Consider the following 22205-nt stretch of genomic DNA (forward strand, 5'->3'; position numbering starts at 1 on the left):
GCGCCATCACCACGGCGCGCTTTCAGGAGGCACGGAATACAGCAATGCGCCCTGGCTTCAGCGGATCGACCGCCTTCAGCCAGGACTGCTTCGCCACGGTCGCCGTGCAGGGGCCGAAGGTGCAGATGCGGATGTCACGTGCCGATGCCTCCTGCCGCAACGTGTCCAGCACCGTACTCAGCACCGAACCCACGAACGGCGTGTACAGATAGAACACCGTGCCCTCCGACACGTCGGCGACGCGCGCGTCCTGTTGGACGAAGCGCACCCGACCGAGATGCAAAGTCTGCGCACAACGTTGCGCTGCCTGCACATAAGCCTGCTCCAGCTCGATGCCGATGCAGCGAGCTCCCGTACAGATCGCCGCGAGCAAGGGCACGTGCCCCAGACCGGAACCGAGATCGACCAGCACATCGCCATCACCCAAGCCCGTGCGTTCGATCATGTCGACGATGTGCCGGGCGGGAGTTGGCTGGTAGAACACCATCTCGCTCGGCAACTCAGCGATGCCGGCATCGGGCTCATCGAAAGCCAGCACGCCGCTGAGCAGTTCGTCCCGGAAATCGTAGGCGTCGCCAGGCTCGAACGCCGCATCCTTCATCCAACGCAACAATCCGGAAGGCGCGACACCCTGGCGAATCTCGTCGCGCATGAAGTCATAGCACGCTGCATTCAACGCCTCCCATTGGGTGCGGATCGCCTCGGCGCGATGGCGCAGCGCTACGTCCGCCGGACCGCTGGCATCGCCAGCCCGCATGAGACAGGCATCGAGTTCATCCAGCATGTCCAGGCGTTGGCGCAAGCGGTCAGCTCCGGCCAGCGCAGGGTTTTTCTCCATCGTTTCGATCAAGGTTTTCAGCGTGAAAGACATGCGGGGTCGCTATGCAGATCCGGGCCGGTTCGGCCTGGGCGAGCGCATGATAAGCTTCGGCCGACCCGAGAAGCGCTCGGCCATCCGGCCTTTCCACTATGTCTGAGTTCGACGTCAGTCGCCTGCTGGACACAGACACCGTCGCGGTGCGCACGGTCCGGTGCAGCGGCACCTGTCGTCATCGCAGTGCGGAAGAATGCGCGTCGGCCACGCATCTGGTTTTCCCCTACCGTGGTGTCTACATGCGCCACGTCGGCGGCGACCAGGCGGTGGCGGACGCCAATCACGTGCTGTTCTTCAATGCCGACGAGGGCTACCAGGTAAGCCATCCCATCGAAGGCGGCGACGCCAGCCTGTCGCTGACCCTGGCGGAACCACTGCTGCACGAACTCGCGCCCAGCGCTCTGTTGAAAAGTGGCGGGAAGCTCGGATTTCTGCGCCAGCATCAACGGATCGATCCGCGCGCCCAGGCCTTGGTCGCCCTGCTGCGCCACAGCCTGCAAAACAACAGCATCGAACCGCTCGAAGCCGAGGGCCTGCTGCTCACCTTGGTTGCCCGCAGCCTGGGTCCGCGCACCTCGCATGCCAGCGCCGCGACCCACGCGCGCCAGCGTCTGGCCGATCGCGTCAAAGTGCTGCTCGCCAGTGATCTCGGCCGCCGCTGGACGCTGGCCGAAATCGGCACCGAAATGGGTTGCTCGCCGGTCTACCTCACGCAGGTTTTCCAGCAAGTCGAAGGCCTGCCGCTTTATCGCTACCACCTGCGTTTGCGCCTCGCCCGCGCATTGGATCTGCTGGGCGAGTACGACGATCTCTCCGCCCTCGCCGCCGAACTCGGCTTCTCCAGCCACAGCCATTTCACCGCCGCGTTCAAGCAGGCGTATAGCCGCTCGCCTACCGAGTTCAAGCAATCCGCGCGGCGCGCCTGACGCGTCGCTCAGCAGGCTCCGCTCGCGCAACAGGCACGCGTTTTCACCGGCGCGACAGGCTCGGCCATCGCGGGTGCTTCGACGACCTCCACCACTTTCGCCGCAGCGGCCAGCGCACGCGCTTCTGCAGCACCTTTGCGCTCACTGTAACGGTCGACCAGATAGTCGCTGCGATCACGCACCATCAAAGTGAACTTGAACAGCTCTTCCATCACGTCGACCACGCGGTCGTAGAACGCAGACGGTTTCATACGGCCGTACTCATCGAACTCCTGCCAGGCCTTGGCGACCGACGACTGGTTCGGGATAGTCACCATGCGCATCCAGCGACCGAGCACGCGCAGCGCATTGACCACGTTGAACGACTGCGAGCCACCACACACCTGCATCACCGCCAGTGTGCGCCCCTGGGTAGGCCGCACACTGCCGTCTTCCAGCGGCAGCCAGTCGATCTGATTCTTGAAGACGCCAGTCACCGCGCCATGACGCTCGGGACTCACCCAGACCTGGCCCTCTGACCACAAGGAAAGCGCACGCAACTCCTGCACTTTCGGATGCGTGGCCGGCACGCTATCCAGTATCGGTAGATCGTGCGGGTCGAACACGCGTGTCTCCGCGCCAAAGCGCTGGAGAATGCGCTCCGCCTCCAGCGCCAATTTGCGACTGAAGGATTGCGGGCGCAGCGAGCCATACAGGATCAGGATGCGTGGCGGATGGGTGGCACCCGCCGGCAAGGCCAGCTTGTCCAGGCTTGGCGTATCAAGCAGGTCAAAAGCGATATGGGGGAGATCCGGAATCGTCATGGCGGAGGCGAGCATCTCTTGCGATGTTTTTATAATTCGATCATTATGGAAATATAGAAGTCAACCCAAGACACCCGACCATGAATCCCTGCCGCGTCCTGTTTATCTGCACGGGCAATTCAGCCCGCAGCATCCTGTCGGAAGCCACCCTCAATCACCTGGGTAAGGGCCGCTTCGAGGCCTATAGCGCCGGCAGCAAACCCACCGGACAGGTCAATCCCTACGCGCTCGAAGAACTCGCGACAGCGGGTATTCCCATCGATGGGCTGAGCAGCAAGTCGTGGGATCGCTTCGTCGGCGAAGACGCGCCGCCGCTCGATATCGTGATCACCGTTTGCGACAGCGCGGCAAACGAACCCTGCCCCGTCCTGTTCGGCGACTTCGTGCGCACGCATTGGGGCCTACCTGATCCTGCCGCGGTAAAGGGCAGTCCGGTCGTCATCAACAAAGCCTTCCGCAAAGCGCACACACTGATCACCTACCGCCTGATGGAGCTGCTGAAGCTGCCGGTGGAAACCATGAGTCAGGAAGAACTCAAGCGGGCGCTCGACGGCATCGGTGCGCTGAGCGACGAAGACAACAACGGGGACGGTGCGTGAATCAGACGGCGCTTGCCTCCGGAGCGGCATCGCGCGAGGCACCTCGCATCGGCTTCTTTGAGCGTTACCTCACCTTATGGGTGGCGCTGTGCATGGCGGCCGGCACCTTACTCGGACATGCACTGCCCGGCAGGTTCGAAGCGCTGGGTCGCATGGAGATCGCCAAGGTCAATCTGCCAGTGGCGGCGCTGATCTGGCTGATGATCATCCCGATGTTGCTGAAGATCGACTTCGGCGCCATGGCCGGCGTACGTCGCCAGTGGAAAGGCATCGGCGTCACGCTCTTCATCAACTGGGCAGTGAAACCGTTCTCGATGGCCTTGCTGGGCTGGATCTTCATCCGCCACATATTCGCCGCGTGGTTGCCGGCAGCGCAGCTGGACTCCTACATCGCGGGACTGATTCTTCTCGCCGCGGCCCCATGCACCGCCATGGTGTTCGTGTGGAGCAACCTGTGCGGCGGCGAACCCAACTTCACCTTGAGCCAGGTGGCGGTGAACGACGCCATCATGGTGGTTGCCTTCGCACCCATCGTTGGATTGCTGCTGGGCATCTCCGCGATCACCGTGCCGTGGAACACACTGATCCTCTCCGTTGTGCTGTACATCGTGGTGCCCGTGCTGATCAGCGTGATGCTGCGCCGTGTTGCACTCGCCCACGGCGGCACGGATGCGCTGCAACGCCTGCTGGCCCGGCTGGGCCCGATCTCGCTCGGCGCATTACTGCTCACGCTGGTGCTGCTGTTTGGCTTCCAGGGACAACAGATCCTCGCCCAGCCGCTGGTCATCGCCATGCTCGCCGTGCCGATCCTGATCCAGGTCTACTTCAACTCGGGCCTCGCCTACTTGCTCAATCGCCGACTCGGCGTACCGCACTGCGTCGCCGCACCCTCCGCGCTGATCGGCGCCAGCAACTTCTTCGAACTCGCCGTCGCCACCGCCGTAAGCCTGTTCGGCGTGCAGTCTGGTGCTGCGCTGGCCACTGTGGTGGGCGTATTGATCGAAGTACCGGTGATGCTGTCGGTAGTACGCATCGTCACCGCCAGCAAGCAGTGGTACGAAACACGCACCGCCTGATCGACAGACTCCGGCCAAACATTCCCCCTACACTGCGCAGCATCACCGCCCAAACACATCGCTCGACCATGCAGACCAAACAAGCCATCGCCGTCCTCTCCGCACTCGCCCAAGAGTCGCGACTGGCCGTCTACCGCCTGCTCGTCGAACACGCCCCCGACGGCCTGGCCGCCAGCGCCATCGCCGAACACCTCGGCCTCGCCAACGCCACCCTCTCCTTCCACCTCAAAGAACTCGTCCACGCCGGACTCATCACCAGCCGGCAAGACGGCCGCTTCATCTATTACTCCCCCGTTCTTGAAGCCATGGACGAGTTGGTGGGCTATCTCACCGAGAACTGCTGCAGCGCGACGGGGAAGTCTTGTACGCCAGCGGTGGCGAGCAAAGCGGCTCGTTCGCGAAAACGGATGGCCTGATGCATTGGCTCGAGCGAGCCAATGAACCCCAGCATCCGAAAGAAAAACGCTTCGTAGCGACGGCATCTCGAGCACCCGCCCCTCACCCCAACCCTCTCCCCAATGGGGAGAGGGAGATGTTGCGCGGCGTCAACGAGTGGACGATCAGGCCCGAAAGAAAATCGTCCCACCGTCTGGCACTGGAAAACGCGCAACTACAAAGCACGCCGCCTGCTCTGAGGCCATTTCTCTTTGGTTACTTTCTCTCTAGGCCCCCTTGGGGGGTTGGGCCAGCAAAGAGAAAGTGACCCGGACCGCGGCAGCGGTTCGGAAGCCCGCGGCAGGCGAGCCAGGCCGCGATAACGCGACAACCGGGCGATAACGCCACTGGATCCCTGCCTACGCAGGGATGACGAGTAGGGAAGCGTGTCTGAAGCCCCCCCCCCCGAAGGGCAGACACAAACCACTAAAGATTTCGACAGCACCAATCCCCCCAAAAGCGTCTCCTAACCACACCCAAACCGCACCACCCAAGGAGACACCCCATGAACGAAAAAACCTGCGCCGTCTGCGACTACCCCCTCGACCAAAACGCCATCAAAGTCAAAATCGGCGCCCGCACCGTCGAAGTCTGCTGCGAGGAATGCGCACAGAAATTGCGCGAAGCCAGCGCGAAGCCGGCGCCATGAGCGGCAAAACCTTCTACGCGGGCCGGCGTCAGGTCGAGACGCCTTCGGGAACCATCAGCTACGTGGAACACGGCAGCGGACCGGTCGCCTTGTTTGTGCACGGCGTACTGCTCAACAGCTACCTGTGGCGCCACCAGCTGGCGGAACTCGGCAACCTGCGCCACTGCATCGCCGTGGACCTGCTGGCCCACGGCGATACGGAGATCGCGGCCGACCAGGATGTCTCGGTAACGGCGAACGCGCACATGCTGGCGCAGTTCCTCGATGCGTTGCACATCGACCAGGTGGATCTGGTCGGCAACGACAGCGGCGGCGGCATTTGCCAGATTTTCGCGGCGCTGTATCCCGAACGCATTCGCAGCCTGGCGCTGACCAATTGCGATGCACACGACAACTGGCCGCCGGAAGCCTTCAAGCCGTTCGTGGAGATGGTTGCCGCAGGCGGCCTGCCGCAGACGCTGCAAGCGATGCTCGCCGACAAGACCATCTATCGCTCGCCGCAAGCGTTGGGCCCTGCTTATGAGCGACCGGAGGCAGTGACGGACGACACCATCGACACTTACCTGCAGCCGCATCTGCGCAATGCCCAACGCACGCGCGACATCGAGCGTTTCGTCAACGCTTTCGATCATCGTCACACGGTCGGCATCGAAGATCGCCTGCGCCTGCTGCAGGCACCCACACTGATTGTCTGGGGCACGGACGATATCTACTTCGACGTACAGTGGTCGCACTGGTTGCAACAGACCATTCCGGGCACCAGGAAGCGCGTGGAATTCAAGGAGGCACGCATCTTCTTTCCGGAAGAGCGGCCCGAGGAATTCAATCGCGAGCTCAAGGCGCACTGGACCAACGTCAGCGCCTGAATAGGAGGCGCCCGGGCGAAGCACGCTTCGCCCGGGCCATCGAAGCCTTACGTCCTCCTGACGCCATCCGGCGCGACGCTGTGTCGCAGCGCGCCTGGGATGGGTGAATGGGATGATCCCGCGGTCCGGCAGCTGGCCGGTCTCTTTGCGGGATTCCGAGTGATTCGTTCGCGCACCCATCGACGGTGGATCGCCTGGCTGGCTATCGCCGCCATGTGGCTCACCATCGTTGCGCCGGTGATCTCGCAAACCTTGCTGCCGGCCGCTCATGCGACGGCCATGCACCACCATGCCGACTGCGGCAAACACGCCGAAGAGATTCCGCCGCTTTCGCCGCCGCACGATCATGCACTGGAGAAGTGCGGTTACTGCGGCCTGCTCGGCTACAGCCCGATGCTGCCTGGGGCGATCTGGCTCCCGCCGATCCTGCCGCCTGTCGCCGCCGTGCCGGCCAACCTGCCAGGCGCTCTGCCGGCGTTGCGCCTGGCAACACTCGCCGCCGCGCCGCGCGGTCCCCCGGCGCCCACGCGCGCCTGATCGATCCGGTCCCGACGGCGCCATGCGCCGTGTGTGCGTGCATGCCCGGCCGCCATGCCGGGCTGAGCGTCGCTGACGGACGGGACCTTCCGCTTGCCATGGACGGGCGTCACGCCCGTTACACCGGCTTTCTACAAGCATTATCGATATCCGGGGACCACCGATGCCTCTCCTTTCCCTTATCGCCACGGACAAGAGCGCAAAGCGCCTGCCGGGCGTCCTCGCCGCCAGCGCGCTGATCGCCGCGGCGTTCGCACCCGGCCTCGCACAGGCCTGCTCCACCTGCGGCTGTTCGCTCAACTCCGACTGGTCCAGCCAGGGCTATGCCACCAGTACCGGCTTGCATCTCAGCGTGCGCGAGGACTACTTCGACCAGTCCCGGCTGATCAGCGGTAGCGATACCGTGCACCGCTCATCGCTCGCGTTTCCGAATGACCAGGAAGTGCAGCAGAAGACCATCAACCGCAACACACTGCTCGGCGCCGACTACAACTTCTCGCGCTATTGGGGCCTGTCGGTGCAACTGCCTTATACCGATCGCCATCACCAGACCATTGCCGCGAGCGACACCGACGTCTCCACCTCCGACGCGCGCGGCATCGGCGACCTGCGCGTGGTCGCGCGCTACCAGGGGCTGAGCGAAGACGCCGGCATCGGCCTGCAGTTCGGCCTGAAGTTGCCGACCGGGCGCTTCAAGCAGGATTTCGCCTCGGGCCCGCAGGCGGGCGAGCTGCTCGATCGTGGCCTGCAACTGGGTACCGGCACCACCGACGCGCTGCTCGGCGTGTACAAGTTCGGCTACGTGACCGAGTCGATCGGCTACTTCGGCCAGGCCATGGCACAAATCGCGATGACGTCACGCGATCACTTCCGTCCCGGCAACTCGCTCAATATCAATTTCGGGCTGCGCTATCTGGATGCCGGACGTTTTACCCCGCAGCTGCAACTGAACCTGCATGGCGAGCAGCGCGAGAGCGGTGGGCAAGCGGATCGCCCGAACAGTGGCGCGGTGCTGGCGTATCTCAGTCCCGGCATCGGCATGAAGATCACGCCGCGATTCGATGCGTTCGCCTTTGTGCAGTTGCCGATCTATCAGCACGTCAACGGATTGCAGCTGGAGCCGCGGCGGCTGTGGTCGGTAGGCGCGCAGTATCGGTTCTAGGCGCATGTTCAAGGCTCCTGCGCAGGCGATCTCTGACGATTTCGCCTGCGGCTGGCGCCATGCCGCATACAATGCCCGCATCCCTCCTTCTGGCCACGTCGATGACCGAACCTGTCCGCCTCGCCAAGCGCGTCGCCGCGATGACCCAGTGCTCGCGGCGCGAGGCCGAGATGTATATCGAAGGCGGCTGGGTGCGGGTGGATGGCGAGACAGTGGAAGAACCGCAGTTCAAGGTGACGGACCAGCGCGTCGAGATCGACCCGCACGCCGAACTGGCGCCGGCCGAAGCCGCCACCCTGGTGCTGCACAAGCCGGCAGGCCTCACCACGGATCAGGCGCGCGCGCTCATCAGCATGGCGAGCCACACGGACGAAGACACCTCCGGCGTGCGCCCCCTGAAACGCCACTTCGCCCGGCTGGAATCGCCCTTGCCTTTACCCGATCACGCCAGCGGCCTGCTGGTGTTTACGCAGGATTGGCGGGTGAAGCGGAATCTGGAAGAAAACTTCGATCGCATCGAGCAGGAGCTGGTGGTCGAAGTCGCCGGCACGCTGGCGCCGAACGGCCTGGCCTTGCTCAATCACGGGCTCAGTTTCGACAATTACGCGCTGCCACCGATCAAGGTGAGTTGGCAGAACGAAAACAACCTTCGGTTCGCCTTGAAGCGCATCTCGCCCACCATGGTCGAGCGCATGTGCCAGGCGGTCGGATTGAAGGTTCTGGCGATCAAGCGTATCCGCATCGGCCGCATCCCTATGTCGCGCCTGCCGCCCGGACAATGGCGTTACCTGGCCGGCACTGACCGGTTCTGATCCCTACACGCCGGACCCGCCAACGTCCCTTACTTCGGTGCGCGCAGCGCCGAATCGCGTAACGCGGAGTCATGCAGTACTTCATCGCTCTCCGCGATATCCAGGCTGTCGATCAATCGCTCGGCCGGCGAATGATGCGAGCCCATGTGCGGCACGGCCGAGGTCGGTGCCGCACCCTGCCCTTCTTCTGCGCCTGTCTGGGGTGGCTTGCTCATCGATTAATCCTTGGAAGGAAATGGTTTTTCGCTTAGCGTGCCGCCGGCTTCGCACAGCAGGAACTTTGCTGTTGAATCGGAGGACACGGCACATCGCCGTAAGAACAGAACACGCAACAGTCGCCGGGCTTCGGGCGCAGTAGCTCGCCGCAACCCTTGCAGTCGTAGAAGAACTGACAGGCATTCGTCGGCATGGTTTCGACTGCCTGAAAGCCGCAATGCGGACAGGTCAGTGTGCTTTCCGGAACGAGCTCTGCAGGCATATGCGCATCTTACCTATAGCGCGGTGCCCAAGGGGCGCCTCAGAGCACCCCTTGCCCAGCGTAGCCGCCGTAATGCTGGATCTACCGGCGATGCGGCATGAAGGCCAGCAGCAACCACCCGCCCAGAGCGATCAGGTCAAGCCATGCGAACCAGTCGCCCCATCGTGCGTACAGCGTTTGCGTTTCGCGCAGCGGCAGATCGCCTACCAGCTCGGCATCCTGCTTTTCGCTGGATGCCTCGGCGACTACGCGGCCGCGATCGTCGCTGAGCGTAAGGCGGCCGGAGCGTGCGGTGCGCGCCATGGCGAAGCCGCTTTCCACGCCGCGCATGATCGCCATGCGGCTATGCAGCCAACCATCGACGACGAAGTCCGAAGCCGGCACCAGCAACAGTTGTGCATGGCGAGTGGCATAGGCGCTGCCCGTGTCATGGAAATCCAGATCCTTGCAGATCGCCAGACCAGTCCGCGGGGTTCCCTCGAGCATGGTGTAGCTGTCGCCCGGCGTGTGATCCTCCAGACCAATGAGCACATGATGCTTGCTGTACGTAGCCGGCGACATCACGCCCGGCTGGAACACCATCAGCATATTGCGGCGGCCTTGCAGATCGCCCTTGAAATCGACTCCTGCACCTATGGTCAGCTCACGCTGTTTCGCCAGCTCCGCAAAGGCCGGGATGCTGGCATCGGCCGTCGAGAACGAGGTCTCCGGAATCAGCACGGTCCGCGCACCGGCGCTGGCCAGCCGGTTTAGCGCATCCACATAACGCGCCTCCAGCGCCTGCCCCCTGGCTTCGCTCAATGCGGGCTGCCCATGGCCCAGCGACACCAGACCCACACGCATCGTCGCCGTGGCCGGCGCCTGCAGCCGCCACCCACCATAGGCAACAGTGGCCGCGATGAAGACCGCGACGACAGCGCCCACCCATGCACGGTTGCGTGTCGTGATCTTCGGCGCTGTCAGCACGCCGAGAGCGGCTGGAAGGAAAAGAACGAGGAACCCGGCACCCCAGATACCCGTCACGGCAGCCAGCTGGATGATTGCAAGCGCATCCATCTGCGTGTAACTGATGTTGAAGAACGTGCCGTGTGGCGAGAGCAGGTTGTAGATGTATTCGGCGGCGACCCACATCGTCGGCACCGCCAGCGCCGCCGCCAGAGCATGGCCGCGCAGCAACAATCGCCTGAACAGCAGAACGCACAGCATCAGCATGAGGCAGGGCACACCGATGAAAAGAACGATCACTGGCAGCGGAAGACCAATGTAGGTATGCGCATACGCCCACAGATTGAGCCCACCAACCGCGTACGCCACAAAGGCGGCCAGCGCCGCCCAGGGTGCGCGTACCCGGGGCGCGAGCCACAGCACCGGCAACGGCGCGAGCCAGGCCACCCACCACACAGGCTGTAGTCCGCTACCGAACCACCAGGCCAACGCGGACAACGCAGTCGCCGTCAGCCAGACCGGCAGCGCGACACCATCAGGCTTTGATGCCATCGATCAATCTCCCCAGCGATTGCTTGCAGAAGGCGCGGAACTGCGCCTCGTCATAACTGAAGCGTCCAGCGCGGTAGAGGGCAATCAGGCCGTGCTGTTGCGCCCATATGGCCATCGCCACGTCGTGCGGATCGTCTTGCTTCAACACACCCTTGGCCATGCCCTCGACGATCGCGTCGACTATGACGTTGAACGTGGGCGAGAGGCCTGCGCGGAAGTCCTCGGGATAGCGCCGCGCATCATCGCGACGCACCGAAAAGGCGTGGTCGAACAGATGCGGATGCGTCAGCGCGTAATCCAGATAGGGTTCTGCCAATGCCATCAATCGTTTGATCAGGTCAGGGCTGCGCGTACGCACCTTCCATTCATGCGCGACGCTATTGAAGCTGTCGTCGGAGAGACGTTTCAGCAGAGCATCGCGATTGGGGAAATGGCGATAAATCGCCATCGGCGTAATGCCCACTGCGTCGGCTACGCGGCGCATGGTCACAGCCTCGGCACCTTCGCTATCGAACAAGCGGTGCGCAGCCCGGAGGATCTTCTCGGCGGTCGTCAGGCGAGTCATGTATACAGTGTATACATGATATTCGCAGCGATGCAACGGCCTGCAGTCAGGGGCCTGGAAAGTTGGCAACCCAGGACTAGGGATCGGACAGTAGCTGCTCGACCCGCCGCGGATAGTTGTTCAGAAAATCGGTCGTCTCATCCTCTGATCGGGACGAACGGCCATGCCGCTGTTCCTGCCTGCGGCGCGGGTGTGACTACACGGGGTCTTTGCTAAATGCGGTCACATCGGCCGGCAACCGGACCCATGAATGCCGGCGACTGTCATAGACGGATACCTGCGGTGGCGGAAACCCGGCATCGGCAAAGGCTCCCACCGCGACACTTACCGATTCGTCATCGCCTTCTTCCGTATGAAAGACGGTGGTCCCGCAGACGGGGCAGAACCGGTAGATAAACCTGGCACCCTGATCGCCGACGCGAACGTATTCGGTGGCAACGCCTGAGACCTTGAACGGAGCGGCATAGCTGGCCAGGGCCGCGAAGACACTGCCCGTCCTCCGCTGGCAGGCGAAGCAATGGCAAACGCCGACCCCTTGCGGATCACCTTCGACTTGAATGCGCAGTTTCCCGCAGGAACAGGAGGCCGTTTGGAAGGACATGGGGCACCTCTGAACTAAGCCAGGGATACAAGGATCGTTGCATTGCTCCGCTTGCATCCATGGTGCCCACACAGGAACGGGGTCAGTCAAGACAGCTCGCATCTGCTTGACTCAACCTGTCTCAGTCATCGCTATCCGATCCCGGCCCCCATAGAGATGGAGGCAGTCGGGTCGCTCATCGTGTGATCAACGATGACTGGATTCACCCAACTGCCTCCACCTTCTTATTTTCAAGCTACGCGTGCAACGGCACCTGCTGTATCCGCGGGTCTATACCCCTCCCGCCCGCATCCAACTACTTCGCCGATTTCACTTCCACCACGATCACCTTGACGGCCGTCGCGCCGATGTTCTCGTTACTGTGCGTCACTGGCTCGTTCCACACGGCCTCCCCTGCCTTGTGTTCCGACTCGGTCACCTTTCCATCCGCCAGCGTCGTCTTGGTCTTGCCTGATGTGACGAAGTACACGACAGAACCCGGATGGGAATGCATGCCGATTTTCTCGCCGGGCTTCGCGCTTACTTCCATCACTCTTACTTGCGCGTTGTCGACAAGCACCTTGGTGTTCTTCGGTGCCACCGTCGCCATGTCCTGCGCCAACACGGGTCCGGCGCAGACACACGCCAGCGCGATCAACACCACTTTCGCGTTTCGATACATTGCGATTGCCATGACTTGTCCTCCGCACTACGTTGAGATGGTCCAGGGTCCTTGACTGCTGATCGCGCGATCAGCGCCCACGTGTGGGCTCCCGTTCCAGGCGGCAGGCTTGCTCCGCCCAAGTCGATGCCGCGGCATGAGAACCAGCGGCAGCGAGCGGCATCGCGTTGTACGAAATTCCGGTGACTACGCTGGTGCTCGGGCGGAGACTGCACAGCGCATGTTTGCCATCGTTGGTCGGATGCCGGTGCCCGGCGAAATCACCCAGGCACCTGAATGACGCTACGCGCCACCGGAAGGGGCGTCAATCATGCAAATGGTGGATGGCTGCACACGGAGCAAGACGCGTCCTGGGCGGCACCAGCGGTCGTCAAGTTGGCTCGCTCTCTCTACAATGCGCCCCCTTTTGGCTCTCCGGTTTTCGCGTGCATGGACATTGTTGTCAATGAAGAACTCAAGGCTTATATCGACCCGATGACGCCGGAGGAGTACGACGCGCTGGAGCGGAGCATCCTGGCCGAGGGTTGCCGCGATGCGCTGGTGCTGTGGGGCGACATGCTTGTCGATGGCCATCATCGTTACAGCGTTTGCCGCAAGCATGACCTGCCGTTTCAGACCATCCAGAACACCCAGTTCCGCTCCATGGCCGATGTGCATCTGTGGATGATCGACCAGCATCTGGGCCGCCGCAGCGTTTCTCCGTTTCAGCGCGGCGTACTGGCCTTGCGCAAGCGGGAAATCCTGGCTGCGCGACGCGCTGGTGCTCGCGAAGTCGATGACCAGGCACACGCGCAAGCCGCAGCGGAAGCTGTCAGCGATGCGCCCGAAGACGCCACTCCCGTCGCCGCCACCCCTGCCGACGCGCCTAAGCCGGAGCCTCTGCCCAGTCGTGTGGCCATCGCGCGCGAAGCGCGCCTTAGCAACAGCCAGGTCGGCATGATCGAGAAGATCCACAAGCAGGCCGCGGAAGAAGTGGTCGCCGCGGTGAAAGCCGGTACTCTTTCGATCAACGCCGCGGCTGCCGTGGCCAGCCTACCGGTCGAAGAACAGCGCGCCGCGGCGGTGGCCGGCGGCGACGAACTCAAGCAGGTTGCCCGGCGCGTACGCGAGGCAAAACGCAAGCCGCGCGATGAAGTCACGCCCGCGCAAGACACAACAGACGACAGCGAGCTCCACACACTACGCCAGCGCGTGATCGAGCTGACCGCCGAGAACGAAGCGCTGCGCCGTCAGCTCGCGGAACTGCAAGGCCAGGTTTCCGCCTCGGACTGAAAGAAACATCCAGCGCACGCCGCAGGTACGACTGCGGCGCTCGCATGCGCCTGACCTAGCCCGTGCTCTCGGCGAGTTCTCGCTTGCCCAACCCAAACACGTAGTACAGCACCGTCAGCAGCACGAGCCACAGCGGCCCGACCACCAAGGCGACGCGCGTGTCCGGAAAATGCGCCATCAGCCCGATCACCAGCACCAGGAATGCCAGCGCCACCCAGGAGGCATAGGGATAGAGCGGCATGCGGAAAACCAGCCGCTGGCGTTCGGCGTCACTCAGGCTCCGCCGGAATTTCATCTGCGTGATCAGCACCACGCCCCAGGTCCAGATCGCACCGAAGGTGGCGACCGACGTTACCCACACAAAGACTTTCGCCGGCACCAGATAGTTGAGCAGCACGCCGAGCAGCAAGGCGATGATGGATATCTGGATGGCCCGATGCGGTATGCCGCCGCGCGAGGTCACCGCGAACACCCGCGGCGCCTGGCCTTGCTGGGCCAGGTTGTAGAGCATGCGGCCGGTGCTGTAGATGCCGCCGTTGCACGACGACAATGCGGCGGTAAGCACCACGAAGTTGATGATGCCCGCGGCGGATTTGATGCCGAGGCGTTCGAAGGTCATCACGAAGGGGCTGCCGTGCGTGCCCAGCTCGTTCCAGGGATAGATCGACAGGATCACGAACAGCGCGCCGACATAGAAAATCAGAATGCGCCAGAACACCGAGTTGATCGCGTCGGGAATCGACTTGTTCGGGTTGTCCGCCTCGCCGGCGGTGAGGCCGATCATCTCCACGCCGAGATAGGCAAACATCACCATCTGCAACGCCATCAACATGCCCTGCGCGCCATTGGGCATGAAACCGCCATGTGCCCACAGATTGCTGATGCCCGTCGCAACGCCATGGTTGCCGAGGCCGAACAGGATCATGGCGCCGCCGCCGATGATCATCAGCACGATCGTTACTACCTTAATCATGGCGAACCAGAATTCGAACTCGCCATAAGCCTTCACAGCGGCCAGATTCACCGCACCCATCGCGGCCAGTGCCGCCAGCGCCCAGATCCATTGCGGCACATCCGGAAACCAGATGCCCATGTAGATACCGACGGCGGTAATTTCCGCCACGCAAGTCACCAGCCACATGAACCAATAGTTCCAGCCGGTGAGATAACCCGGCAGTGGTCCGAGGTAATCCTGCGCATAGCGGCTGAAGGAACCGGCCACCGGGTTGTGCACCGCCATTTCGCCGAGCGCGCGCATGATGATGAAGATCGCTACGCCGCCCATGATGTAGGAGAGCAGGATCGCCGGCCCGGCGAGTTTGATCGCGTTGGCCGAGCCCAGGAACAGACCTACGCCAATGGCCGATCCCAGGGCCATGAGGCGGATATGACGTTCCTGCAGGCCACGCTTCAACGCTTGTTCGTTCGTGTGCATTAGGTGTCCCGATACGAATGGCTTGGTTGTCTGAAGAAGATCGTTATCGACTTAATCCGCCACAAAACCGATCTTGGCGTGCGTCCCATCGCAGAACGGCTTGTTCTGGCTGCCGCCGCAGCGACACAGAAAGGCGCTGGTGACTCGCGCCACCATGCGGCCGGTGCCGCTGGTGATCTCTAGATTGCCGCGCACTTTCAATGGGCCATTGGTCTGCGGATCGATATGCAGCGGGCCGTCGCGCACAACGAGTGCATCAGTTGCCGTTCCCGTCGGTGGTTCACCGGTGGCGCTGAAGCCGATGTCGTGATGCGAGCCGTCGCAGAACGGCTTGTTCTTGGAAGCGCCGCAGCGGCAGAGCGTGGCGCGAAAACCGGCGGGCACACCGTTCAGGCGCAGGTCGCCGCGGAATGCGTACGGCCCGGCCTCGCGCGTGGCGGCGAGATTGACCGGCGGTGCAGCTTCGTCCGGACGGCCATCGCGCCGCTTGTATTGGATGGCGCCCGAGGGACAGGCATGGGCGATGTCCGCCAGCCGCTCCACATCCATGGTGTCAGGATGGATCCACGGACCCTGCACATTGGCAAGGAAGACCGTGGGTGCGCCGGTGACGCAGAAGCGCGCATGGATGCAACGCTTTGCTTCGAACAGCAGGGTCAGCTTCTCGCCTTCGACCTGCTCAATGCCGTCCTGCACGGAAGTCGGCGGCGATGGTTGAGCAGGCGGCGCGGTGACAGGTGCCGCGGCCGAGGGCGCGGGCCTGGCGAGATCGAAGTTCTGCACGGCGTTCTGCGCGAGCCGGGACAGGATCGAAGCCGCCGCGGCGGTACGGGCGTCGCCACCCTCGTTCATGCGCACGGCGGCATCCGCCAGCTGCTGGATGCGCTCGCGGAAAAAGCGGCGCGCACTGGGGCCAGGCGGCAGCGCTGCGGTATCGCGCAAGGTAATGAAGGTGACGCCCGCATGGCAGGTGGGATTCGATGGGCCGGCGGGCAGCCGCGCCGCGCGCTCGGCCAGCGGTACCAGTGCATGCATCAGGCCGATCGACAGATCCAGCGCCAGCATCTTGTCCGGATCCGGCGCGGGGACCGCATAGGTATAAGCGAGCAGGCGCTGCATCAGACCGTAGGCGCTATTGGCCAGATCGACGGTAGCGATGGCCCTGGCATCTTCGAGCCACACGCGCCCTTCCGGACGCGGCGGCCGGCGCAGTACCGGGTTGGTGGCTGCGGGGAACGCAGGCACGAAGGAGGGATCGGCGGCGAGCAGTGCCTGATACTCATCGCGGATGGCCGCGAACTTCTGATAGTGCGAGCCTACGGCGTTCTGCTGCGCGCCTTCGCCCTGGGTCACGATCGCGTTGAAGGCGATCAGCGCGGTCTTCAGGCAGATCACGCGTTTGGCGCCCGGAAGGGAGACATCGGCGTCGGATAGTTGCAGCGCCGGGTCACCGCATAGCGCATTGGCTTCACCCTGCGCGTCGACCAGTTTGCGCAGGTTTTCGCCCAGCCTTTCGTAGAACGCGCCCACGGTGTCGTAATCCACACCCATCGGTGTAAGGCGCGGACCATCGGCACCGCGCACGAACACACGCTCGGGAGCGAAGCCCTCGCCATCCATCTCGGTGGAATCGGCGGGCCGTTCCAGGTAGATAAAGTGTTGCAGCGTGGCTCTGTTGAAGGGCGCCAGCTTCACTACCACGCCGGCCGGCAGGTAGCCGGGGTCAAGTGGGAAGTTCGAGCGCCCGACCCGCGGCGCGCCACCTAGCGCGGCGGTGATATTCCACACCGATGCCAGATGCCCCATCTCCTCGGTGGCGATTTCCACAATCGTGCGCCGCCAGCGCGTGACGGCATCGAGCTGCTCGGCTGTCAGACCTTCATCCAATGACGACTTCAGCGAGAAGGCGGCATAGAGATAGGTACACATGAGGCAGTGCTCGAGTTCCGCCGCCTCGTACAAGGCATGCAGCAACTGCTCGCGACTGGGTACGACATCGACCGGGTTATGGCTGGCCATGGCTGGCTCCCCAGGGGATATTTCGGGAAGGCCCGAAGGTACACCGTCGACAAGACAAACCCTAGGCCATCTTGGCCTGGATGTGATGTGTGTTTAGGGCACCGGATGACCCTTGCTTGCCGTCCAGATCGCATACCAGTCTTCCGCATCGAGCTGCACGTCCAATGCAGCGATGGCTTCGCGCAATCCTTCGATGCGGCCTGTGCCAGTAATGGTATGAGGACGGGAGGGATGACGCAGCACCCAGGCAAAAGCGAGCGTGGCGAGGCTGATGTCATGGTGCGCGGCGATGGCGGTCATCTGTTCGCGCACGCGGATGGCCTGCTCGTCCTGGCCAGTGAACAGGCGGCCGCCGCCGAGTGGCGACCAGATCATCGGGCGCAGGCCCAGTTGCTGGGCCTGGTCGAGGGTGCCGTCGTCCAGCGCATCCATCCGCAACGGAGACAGCTCGACCTGGTTGGTCAGCAGTGGATGCCGCTGGTGCAACAGCGCGAACTGGCTGGTGCTGTGATTGGAGACACCCCAGTGCTGCACTTTGCCCTCGCGAATGAGCGTGGCGAAGGTGTCGGCCAATGCGGCGGCGTCCATCAGATAATCAGGGCGATGGATCAGGACCAGATCCAATCGCTCGGTGTGCAGGTTGCGCAGGGACTGCTCCACTTGCGCTCGCACATACGCTGCCGAGGTGTCGTAGTAGTTGACCTGATAGTTGCGCTGGGCGGAACGCAGCCGGATGCCGCATTTGGTGACCAGTTGCATGCGCTCGCGCAACGCCGGCATCGCTTTCAGCGCTTCGCCGAACAGCGCTTCCGCCCGGTAGTCGCCATAGATGTCGGCGTGATCGAACGAAGTGATGCCAAGCTCTAGCGCCTGCTCGATCCAGCGCACGCGCTCCTGCACGCTGAGATTCCAGTCGGTGATGCGCCAAAGGCCCGCGACAATCGGCGAGAGCTCGAGGGTTTGCGTGGTGTTGGTTTGGGGCGTCATGTAGAAATCTTGGAATGAAATTACCGGGTCTGCCTTTAAGCAGAGGCACGTTTGAATGAAGCATCGACTTGCGAAGCTATCCCGTCGTCACGCCGAACCGTTCGGCATAAAGCTCGGTCACCCAGTCGATAAACGCTCGCACTCTTGGCGACAGCTGCCGATGGTAGGGATACATCACGGATACCGGCAGCCCCGGCGAGGCCCAATCACCGAGCACCTCCACCAGGCGCCCATCGCGGAGCAGTTGCTCGACGTGATAGCGCGGCAGCTGCACCAGTCCGCAACCTTGCAGCGCCGCGACCAGATAGCTGCCGGCGTCGTTGACAGAGATCCAGTTGCTCAAGCTGTATTCCCGCGTCTGGCCGTCCACGATGAGTTCAAAGGGATAGGCGATATCGCGGCTGCTGGCGAAGAAGCCGACGGACTGATGGTTGGCGAGTTCGTCGGGATGCGTTGGCGTACCAAAGCGGCCGAGATACTCAGGGCTGGCGCAGATGATCTCCGGCATCACCGCCAGGCGGCGCGCGACCAGTGAGGAATCCCTGGGCGTACCGGCACGGATCACGCAGTCGATGCCTTCGCGCACCAGGTCCACCAGGCGGTCGCCACTGCTGACGATCAGGTCGATGTGCGGATAGCGGCCGCGGAAGTCGTTGATCCGCGGCAGCACGATGGTGGTGGCATGGGTGCCGTGCAGATCCAGCCGCAGCGTGCCGCGCGGATTGGCGGCGGCGGTGCCCAGCGCAGACTCGGCGTCCTCTAGCTCGGCCAGCACGTGCACGCAACGCTCGTAATAAGCGCGTCCATCGAGAGTCGTGCGCACCTGACGGGTAGTGCGTTCGAGCAGGCGCGCGCCTAGCCGGGCTTCCAGTTCCTTGATGGCATAGGTAGCCGTGGCGCGCGGGATATCCAGCTCGCCGGCGGCACGGGAGAAGCTGCCGAGCTCGACGATGCGGGTGAACAGGCGCAGGGCATCCAGGCGATCCATGGCGCCCATTATTCAATGAGAGCGAATTGATATGCCAGTTTGAGGCGATTTATCCAGACAGCCTCAACGGAAAGAATGCCTCCCACGTAAAGACCGGCCTACCAAGGGCCTCCCCAACGACTGGAGCATTCCCCATGAACGAGCAGATCAAGACCGCCCTGGTGACGGGCGCCTCGGGCGGTATCGGCCGGGCTATCGCCCTGCGCCTGGCCAGCGACGGCTTTGCCATCGCCGTGCATTACGCCGGCAATCCGACGAAGGCGAACGAGGTGGTCGCCGAGATTGAACAGGCCGGCGGCCGCGCGCTCGCCGTGCAGGGCGATATCGCCGATGCGCAGGATGTGACGCGTCTGTTCGACGCGGCTGACCAGCTTTCCGGCAGCGTGGATGTCGTCGTGCACAGCGCCGGCATCATGGCCAACTTCCCGATCGCGGGCGGCGACGTCGATGCGTTCGATCGCATCATCCGCACCAACCTGCGCGGCAGTTTCCTGGTGCTGGGCAAGGCGGCGGAAACCCTGCAACGCGGCGGCCGCATCATCGCGCTGTCCACCAGTGTGATCGCCAAGGCCTTTCCCACCTACGGCGCCTACGTGGCCTCCAAGGCCGGTGTGGAAGGACTCGTGCATGTGCTCGCCAATGAGCTGCGCGGACGCGACATCACGGTGAATGCGGTGGCGCCTGGTCCAGTGGGCACGGAGCTGTTCTTCAACGGCAAGTCGGACGAGCAGATCGCACAGATCAGCAAGCTCGCGCCGCTCGAGCGCATCGGTACACCCGATGACATTGCCAGGGCCGTGTCCTTCCTCACCGGCCCGGACGGCGGCTGGGTGAATGGGCAGGTCGTCCGCGTCAACGGCGGCATGGCGTAAGACGCCACCGCCCTCTTTTTCTTCGGAGATAGTCCAATGAAACAGATCATCCTGATCACCGGCGCGTCCAGTGGTTTCGGCGCACTCGCCGCCCGCGCGCTGGCGCAGGCCGGCCATACCGTCTACGCCAGCATGCGCGAAACAAAGGGGCGCAATGCGCCACAGGTCGAGGCCCTGGAAAGCTATGCCAGGGAACATGCGGTGGATCTGCGCGCGATCGAACTGGATGTGCTTTCGCAAGACTCCGCCGACACCGCGGTAGCGCAGGTTGTGGCCGCGCATGGCCGGTTGGACGTGGTGGTCCACAATGCGGGCCATATGGTGTTCGGCCCGGCGGAGGCGTTCACGCCGGAACAGTTCGCACAGCTCTATGACGTGAATGTACTGGGCACGCAACGCGTGAATCGGGCCGCCTTGCCGCAGCTGCGCCGGCAGCGGAAGGGCCTGGTGCTATGGGTGTCGAGCAGCAGCACGCGTGGCGGTACACCGCCTTATCTCGCGCCCTATTTCGCTGCGAAAGCGGCGATGGATTCGGTAGCGGTGAGTTATGCCGGTGAGCTGGCGCGCTGGGGTATCGAGACATCCATCGTGGTGCCGGGCGCCTTCACCAAAGGCACCAATCATTTCACTCATTCAGGCAAACCCGCCGACACCGCGCGCGCAGAGGAATATGCCAAGGGTCCGTATGCGGGGTTCGAGGACGACATCCTGCGCGGACTGGCAGCGTGTGAACCGGCGGATGCGGATGTAGCGACAGTGGCGGATGCGATGGTCGATATCGTGAACCGTCCGCACGGACAGCGACCGTTTCGCGTGCATATCGATCCGTCCGATGACGGTGCTGCGGTTGTTGCTGCAGTGGCGGACCGGATTCGCGCGGAGTTTCTGCGGCGGGTCGGCGTGGGCGACCTGTTGTCGCCACGGGTGATCTGAAGCTTCCGCCGGTTGCGATCAGCCGTGGCGCAGCTGATCGCGCAGGTCGGTCACCGCGGCGTTGATGCGCGAGACGTAATCCGCCAGCGCAAGCGAGTGGTTGGCGAACTGCGGCGACGGACCGCCATTGAGCGCCAGTGGGCTATTGGGTGCCTGCACCGCCTCCAACTCATGGATGGCTTCCTGCAGGTCGGCCTGCGCCGCCGGATCTTTGAGCACCGGCGCAAAGTCGTGCTGAAAAGCTTTCATCTGCATCAGCAGGGCCGTGGTGTACCCGCGCGCTTCGTAGAAGGTGTCGTCGCCGCGTCGCCACGGCGCGCTGCCTTTGCGCATGGCCATGGCCGACACCACCACCGGCCAATGCGGCGGCGAGAACTCGCCGGGGCGCGGCGGCATAACGCCAGAGGCGAGACGTCGCTCGAACGCATCGAGCCGGTCCGAAGCCACTTCCAGATAGTCGGCCAGGTGGTCGGCGCTGGCACTGAAGAAGGCGTTGTCCGGATCGTCATCGGTCAGCCGGTCCAGATAGGCCTGCAAATGGTCGCCGACCTTGCGGTACTGGCTCTGGGCGTTACGCAACGGCCAGCGCCCGCCCCGACCGGCCAGCAGGCTATCGGCATCGGCCAGATCCTTGTCTTCGAGCAGCGGGGCCTCGGGGCGGGCGAAGTCGCTGCGCAGGGCATGCAACAGATCCCGCGAGGCAATGAGCGAGCCGCGCTCCCACGCGGGCGACTCTTCCATCGCAAGCACCGAAGGATGTTTGTGCCCCTTGGCATGCCCTTCGTGTTTGTTCACCAGCGCCTGCACCGAGCGGATCACGCTGATGGTGGTGGCCGCACCGGGCGTTACCGGACGCCGCATAGCGGTGAGTTCGGTGCGCGGTGGCGCGGCGGGATCGAGCAGGTCGGGCTCCCGGTCCCACCACCATATGGCGATGCAGGCCAGCAGCAGCGGCACCGCCAGCAACACCAGCACCACACGCAACAGGGCGTGGCTCGGTCTGGCGCTGGACTCGGTGACTGGCATGCGCGATTCCTTGGGCATCGATCCGGTGACAACGCGCTAAAGGTAGCGCGGGATGACAATGACTAGATAGCTTGCGCGGAGCTTGCGTCGAATACAAAAATTGCCTGGAGCTCAATTGACGTCGCGCAGCGA

The 22205-nt window shown here is 63.4% G+C and carries 25 protein-coding genes; 12 read left to right on the plus strand and 13 right to left on the minus strand.

Annotated elements, in window-relative coordinates; genetic code table 11:
• Positions 1–22 precede the first annotated feature (22 nt).
• Positions 23–871 (minus strand): SAM-dependent methyltransferase, encoded by an 849-nt coding sequence (locus ISS97_RS07625; RefSeq protein WP_379985486.1) that lies wholly within the window; start codon positions 869–871, stop codon positions 23–25.
• A gap of 98 nt (positions 872–969) precedes the next feature.
• Between ISS97_RS07625 and ISS97_RS07630 the strand changes: the two genes are divergently transcribed.
• Complete coding sequence (locus ISS97_RS07630) at positions 970–1800, plus strand: helix-turn-helix domain-containing protein (RefSeq protein WP_379985485.1); 831 nt, start codon at positions 970–972, stop codon at positions 1798–1800.
• 8 nt (positions 1801–1808) lie between these two features.
• Here the strand turns inward: ISS97_RS07630 and arsH are convergent, their stop codons facing one another.
• Positions 1809–2603, minus strand: coding sequence for an arsenical resistance protein ArsH (gene arsH, locus ISS97_RS07635; protein ID WP_379985536.1), 795 nt, complete (start codon positions 2601–2603; stop codon positions 1809–1811).
• 80 nt (positions 2604–2683) lie between these two features.
• On the opposite strand from arsH, the gene ISS97_RS07640 reads away from it, so the two are divergent.
• The 8 genes from ISS97_RS07640 (at position 2684) to ISS97_RS07675 (ending at position 8739) form a co-directional block, all read left to right on the plus strand.
• Positions 2684–3202 (plus strand): arsenate reductase ArsC, encoded by a 519-nt coding sequence (locus tag ISS97_RS07640; RefSeq protein ID WP_379985483.1) that lies wholly within the window; start codon positions 2684–2686, stop codon positions 3200–3202.
• 47 nt (positions 3203–3249) lie between these two features.
• Positions 3250–4278: an ACR3 family arsenite efflux transporter gene (gene arsB, locus ISS97_RS07645; RefSeq protein ID WP_379985535.1), complete on the plus strand. Its 1029-nt coding sequence runs from the start codon at positions 3250–3252 to the stop codon at positions 4276–4278.
• 68 nt (positions 4279–4346) lie between these two features.
• Entirely contained in the window at positions 4347–4694 is a 348-nt protein-coding gene (locus ISS97_RS07650; RefSeq protein ID WP_379985481.1) for an ArsR/SmtB family transcription factor, read from the plus strand.
• 524 nt (positions 4695–5218) lie between these two features.
• Positions 5219–5362 (plus strand): hypothetical protein, encoded by a 144-nt coding sequence (locus ISS97_RS07655; protein ID WP_379985479.1) that lies wholly within the window; start codon positions 5219–5221, stop codon positions 5360–5362.
• On the plus strand, positions 5359–6228 hold the full coding sequence (locus ISS97_RS07660) for an alpha/beta fold hydrolase (protein WP_379985478.1): 870 nt from the start codon (positions 5359–5361) through the stop codon (positions 6226–6228). Before ISS97_RS07655 ends, ISS97_RS07660 begins: the two co-directional genes overlap by 4 nt.
• Before the next feature lie 159 nt (positions 6229–6387).
• Positions 6388–6765 carry a DUF2946 domain-containing protein gene (locus tag ISS97_RS07665; protein WP_379985476.1) on the plus strand — a complete coding sequence of 126 codons (378 nt, stop codon included), beginning with the start codon at positions 6388–6390 and terminating at the stop codon, positions 6763–6765.
• Between the two features lie 163 nt (positions 6766–6928).
• Positions 6929–7927 carry a transporter family protein gene (locus ISS97_RS07670; protein ID WP_379985474.1) on the plus strand — a complete coding sequence of 333 codons (999 nt, stop codon included), beginning with the start codon at positions 6929–6931 and terminating at the stop codon, positions 7925–7927.
• Between the two features lie 101 nt (positions 7928–8028).
• Positions 8029–8739 (plus strand): rRNA pseudouridine synthase, encoded by a 711-nt coding sequence (locus tag ISS97_RS07675; protein WP_379985472.1) that lies wholly within the window; start codon positions 8029–8031, stop codon positions 8737–8739.
• A 29-nt stretch (positions 8740–8768) separates the two neighbouring features.
• Here ISS97_RS07675 and ISS97_RS07680 read toward each other — a convergent pair whose 3' ends face one another.
• The 6 genes from ISS97_RS07680 to ISS97_RS07705 form a co-directional block, all read right to left on the minus strand.
• Positions 8769–8954 (minus strand): hypothetical protein, encoded by a 186-nt coding sequence (locus tag ISS97_RS07680; protein WP_379985470.1) that lies wholly within the window; start codon positions 8952–8954, stop codon positions 8769–8771.
• A 32-nt stretch (positions 8955–8986) separates the two neighbouring features.
• Complete coding sequence (locus tag ISS97_RS07685; RefSeq protein WP_379985468.1) at positions 8987–9217, minus strand: GDCCVxC domain-containing (seleno)protein; 231 nt, start codon at positions 9215–9217, stop codon at positions 8987–8989.
• Positions 9218–9298: 81 nt separating this feature from the next.
• On the minus strand, positions 9299–10714 hold the full coding sequence (locus ISS97_RS07690; RefSeq protein ID WP_379985466.1) for a nitrilase-related carbon-nitrogen hydrolase: 1416 nt from the start codon (positions 10712–10714) through the stop codon (positions 9299–9301).
• Positions 10698–11279, minus strand: coding sequence for a TetR/AcrR family transcriptional regulator (locus tag ISS97_RS07695; protein WP_379985464.1), 582 nt, complete (start codon positions 11277–11279; stop codon positions 10698–10700). The genes ISS97_RS07690 and ISS97_RS07695 overlap by 17 nt, the downstream gene beginning before the upstream one ends.
• 196 nt (positions 11280–11475) lie before the next feature.
• Entirely contained in the window at positions 11476–11880 is a 405-nt protein-coding gene (locus ISS97_RS07700; protein ID WP_379985462.1) for a GFA family protein, read from the minus strand.
• 295 nt (positions 11881–12175) lie between these two features.
• On the minus strand, positions 12176–12553 hold the full coding sequence (locus ISS97_RS07705; protein ID WP_379985460.1) for a cupin domain-containing protein: 378 nt from the start codon (positions 12551–12553) through the stop codon (positions 12176–12178).
• Positions 12554–12970: 417 nt separating this feature from the next.
• On the opposite strand from ISS97_RS07705, the gene ISS97_RS07710 reads away from it, so the two are divergent.
• The gene (locus ISS97_RS07710) at positions 12971–13813 is read left to right on the plus strand and encodes a plasmid replication/partition related protein (RefSeq protein ID WP_379985458.1); all 843 of its coding nucleotides are present in this window, start codon (positions 12971–12973) and stop codon (positions 13811–13813) included.
• A gap of 55 nt (positions 13814–13868) precedes the next feature.
• Here ISS97_RS07710 and ISS97_RS07715 read toward each other — a convergent pair whose 3' ends face one another.
• The 4 genes from ISS97_RS07715 to ISS97_RS07730 all read right to left on the minus strand — a co-directional run bounded on the left by ISS97_RS07715 (position 13869) and on the right by ISS97_RS07730 (position 19242).
• Positions 13869–15248 carry an amino acid permease gene (locus ISS97_RS07715; RefSeq protein ID WP_379985456.1) on the minus strand — a complete coding sequence of 460 codons (1380 nt, stop codon included), beginning with the start codon at positions 15246–15248 and terminating at the stop codon, positions 13869–13871.
• A 51-nt stretch (positions 15249–15299) separates the two neighbouring features.
• Positions 15300–17267 carry a ferritin-like domain-containing protein gene (locus tag ISS97_RS07720; RefSeq protein ID WP_379985454.1) on the minus strand — a complete coding sequence of 656 codons (1968 nt, stop codon included), beginning with the start codon at positions 17265–17267 and terminating at the stop codon, positions 15300–15302.
• Between the two features lie 93 nt (positions 17268–17360).
• Positions 17361–18254: an aldo/keto reductase gene (locus ISS97_RS07725; protein WP_379985452.1), complete on the minus strand. Its 894-nt coding sequence runs from the start codon at positions 18252–18254 to the stop codon at positions 17361–17363.
• Between the two features lie 76 nt (positions 18255–18330).
• Positions 18331–19242, minus strand: a complete 912-nt coding sequence (locus ISS97_RS07730) for a LysR family transcriptional regulator (RefSeq protein ID WP_379985450.1) — start codon at positions 19240–19242, stop codon at positions 18331–18333.
• Positions 19243–19376: 134 nt separating this feature from the next.
• Between ISS97_RS07730 and ISS97_RS07735 the strand changes: the two genes are divergently transcribed.
• Positions 19377–20114, plus strand: a complete 738-nt coding sequence (locus ISS97_RS07735; protein ID WP_379985448.1) for an SDR family oxidoreductase — start codon at positions 19377–19379, stop codon at positions 20112–20114.
• 36 nt (positions 20115–20150) lie between these two features.
• Positions 20151–21047: an SDR family oxidoreductase gene (locus ISS97_RS07740; RefSeq protein ID WP_379985446.1), complete on the plus strand. Its 897-nt coding sequence runs from the start codon at positions 20151–20153 to the stop codon at positions 21045–21047.
• Positions 21048–21065: 18 nt separating this feature from the next.
• On the opposite strand, the gene ISS97_RS07745 is transcribed toward ISS97_RS07740, so the two are convergent.
• Entirely contained in the window at positions 21066–22073 is a 1008-nt protein-coding gene (locus ISS97_RS07745) for a DUF2333 family protein (RefSeq protein ID WP_379985444.1), read from the minus strand.
• Positions 22074–22205: the final 132 nt, after the last annotated feature.

The sequence above is a fragment of the Dyella koreensis genome, from assembly GCF_044904565.1.
In the GTDB taxonomy this organism is placed as follows: Bacteria; Pseudomonadota; Gammaproteobacteria; order Xanthomonadales; family Rhodanobacteraceae; genus Dyella_D; species Dyella_D koreensis.

Coding starts and splice junctions, on each gene's coding strand:
- ISS97_RS07625 (WP_379985486.1), bottom strand. CDS start 871: ATGTCTTTCACGCTGAAAACCTTGATCGAAACGATGGAGAAAAACCCT.
- ISS97_RS07630 (WP_379985485.1), top strand. CDS start 970: ATGTCTGAGTTCGACGTCAGTCGCCTGCTGGACACAGACACCGTCGCG.
- arsH (WP_379985536.1), bottom strand. CDS start 2,603: ATGACGATTCCGGATCTCCCCCATATCGCTTTTGACCTGCTTGATACG.
- ISS97_RS07640 (WP_379985483.1), top strand. CDS start 2,684: ATGAATCCCTGCCGCGTCCTGTTTATCTGCACGGGCAATTCAGCCCGC.
- ISS97_RS07650 (WP_379985481.1), top strand. CDS start 4,347: ATGCAGACCAAACAAGCCATCGCCGTCCTCTCCGCACTCGCCCAAGAG.
- ISS97_RS07655 (WP_379985479.1), top strand. CDS start 5,219: ATGAACGAAAAAACCTGCGCCGTCTGCGACTACCCCCTCGACCAAAAC.
- ISS97_RS07660 (WP_379985478.1), top strand. CDS start 5,359: ATGAGCGGCAAAACCTTCTACGCGGGCCGGCGTCAGGTCGAGACGCCT.
- ISS97_RS07670 (WP_379985474.1), top strand. CDS start 6,929: ATGCCTCTCCTTTCCCTTATCGCCACGGACAAGAGCGCAAAGCGCCTG.
- ISS97_RS07675 (WP_379985472.1), top strand. CDS start 8,029: ATGACCGAACCTGTCCGCCTCGCCAAGCGCGTCGCCGCGATGACCCAG.
- ISS97_RS07680 (WP_379985470.1), bottom strand. CDS start 8,954: ATGAGCAAGCCACCCCAGACAGGCGCAGAAGAAGGGCAGGGTGCGGCA.
- ISS97_RS07685 (WP_379985468.1), bottom strand. CDS start 9,217: ATGCCTGCAGAGCTCGTTCCGGAAAGCACACTGACCTGTCCGCATTGC.
- ISS97_RS07690 (WP_379985466.1), bottom strand. CDS start 10,714: ATGGCATCAAAGCCTGATGGTGTCGCGCTGCCGGTCTGGCTGACGGCG.
- ISS97_RS07695 (WP_379985464.1), bottom strand. CDS start 11,279: ATGACTCGCCTGACGACCGCCGAGAAGATCCTCCGGGCTGCGCACCGC.
- ISS97_RS07700 (WP_379985462.1), bottom strand. CDS start 11,880: ATGTCCTTCCAAACGGCCTCCTGTTCCTGCGGGAAACTGCGCATTCAA.
- ISS97_RS07705 (WP_379985460.1), bottom strand. CDS start 12,553: ATGGCAATCGCAATGTATCGAAACGCGAAAGTGGTGTTGATCGCGCTG.
- ISS97_RS07710 (WP_379985458.1), top strand. CDS start 12,971: ATGGACATTGTTGTCAATGAAGAACTCAAGGCTTATATCGACCCGATG.
- ISS97_RS07715 (WP_379985456.1), bottom strand. CDS start 15,248: ATGCACACGAACGAACAAGCGTTGAAGCGTGGCCTGCAGGAACGTCAT.
- ISS97_RS07720 (WP_379985454.1), bottom strand. CDS start 17,267: ATGGCCAGCCATAACCCGGTCGATGTCGTACCCAGTCGCGAGCAGTTG.
- ISS97_RS07725 (WP_379985452.1), bottom strand. CDS start 18,254: ATGACGCCCCAAACCAACACCACGCAAACCCTCGAGCTCTCGCCGATT.
- ISS97_RS07730 (WP_379985450.1), bottom strand. CDS start 19,242: ATGGATCGCCTGGATGCCCTGCGCCTGTTCACCCGCATCGTCGAGCTC.
- ISS97_RS07735 (WP_379985448.1), top strand. CDS start 19,377: ATGAACGAGCAGATCAAGACCGCCCTGGTGACGGGCGCCTCGGGCGGT.
- ISS97_RS07740 (WP_379985446.1), top strand. CDS start 20,151: ATGAAACAGATCATCCTGATCACCGGCGCGTCCAGTGGTTTCGGCGCA.
- ISS97_RS07745 (WP_379985444.1), bottom strand. CDS start 22,073: ATGCCAGTCACCGAGTCCAGCGCCAGACCGAGCCACGCCCTGTTGCGT.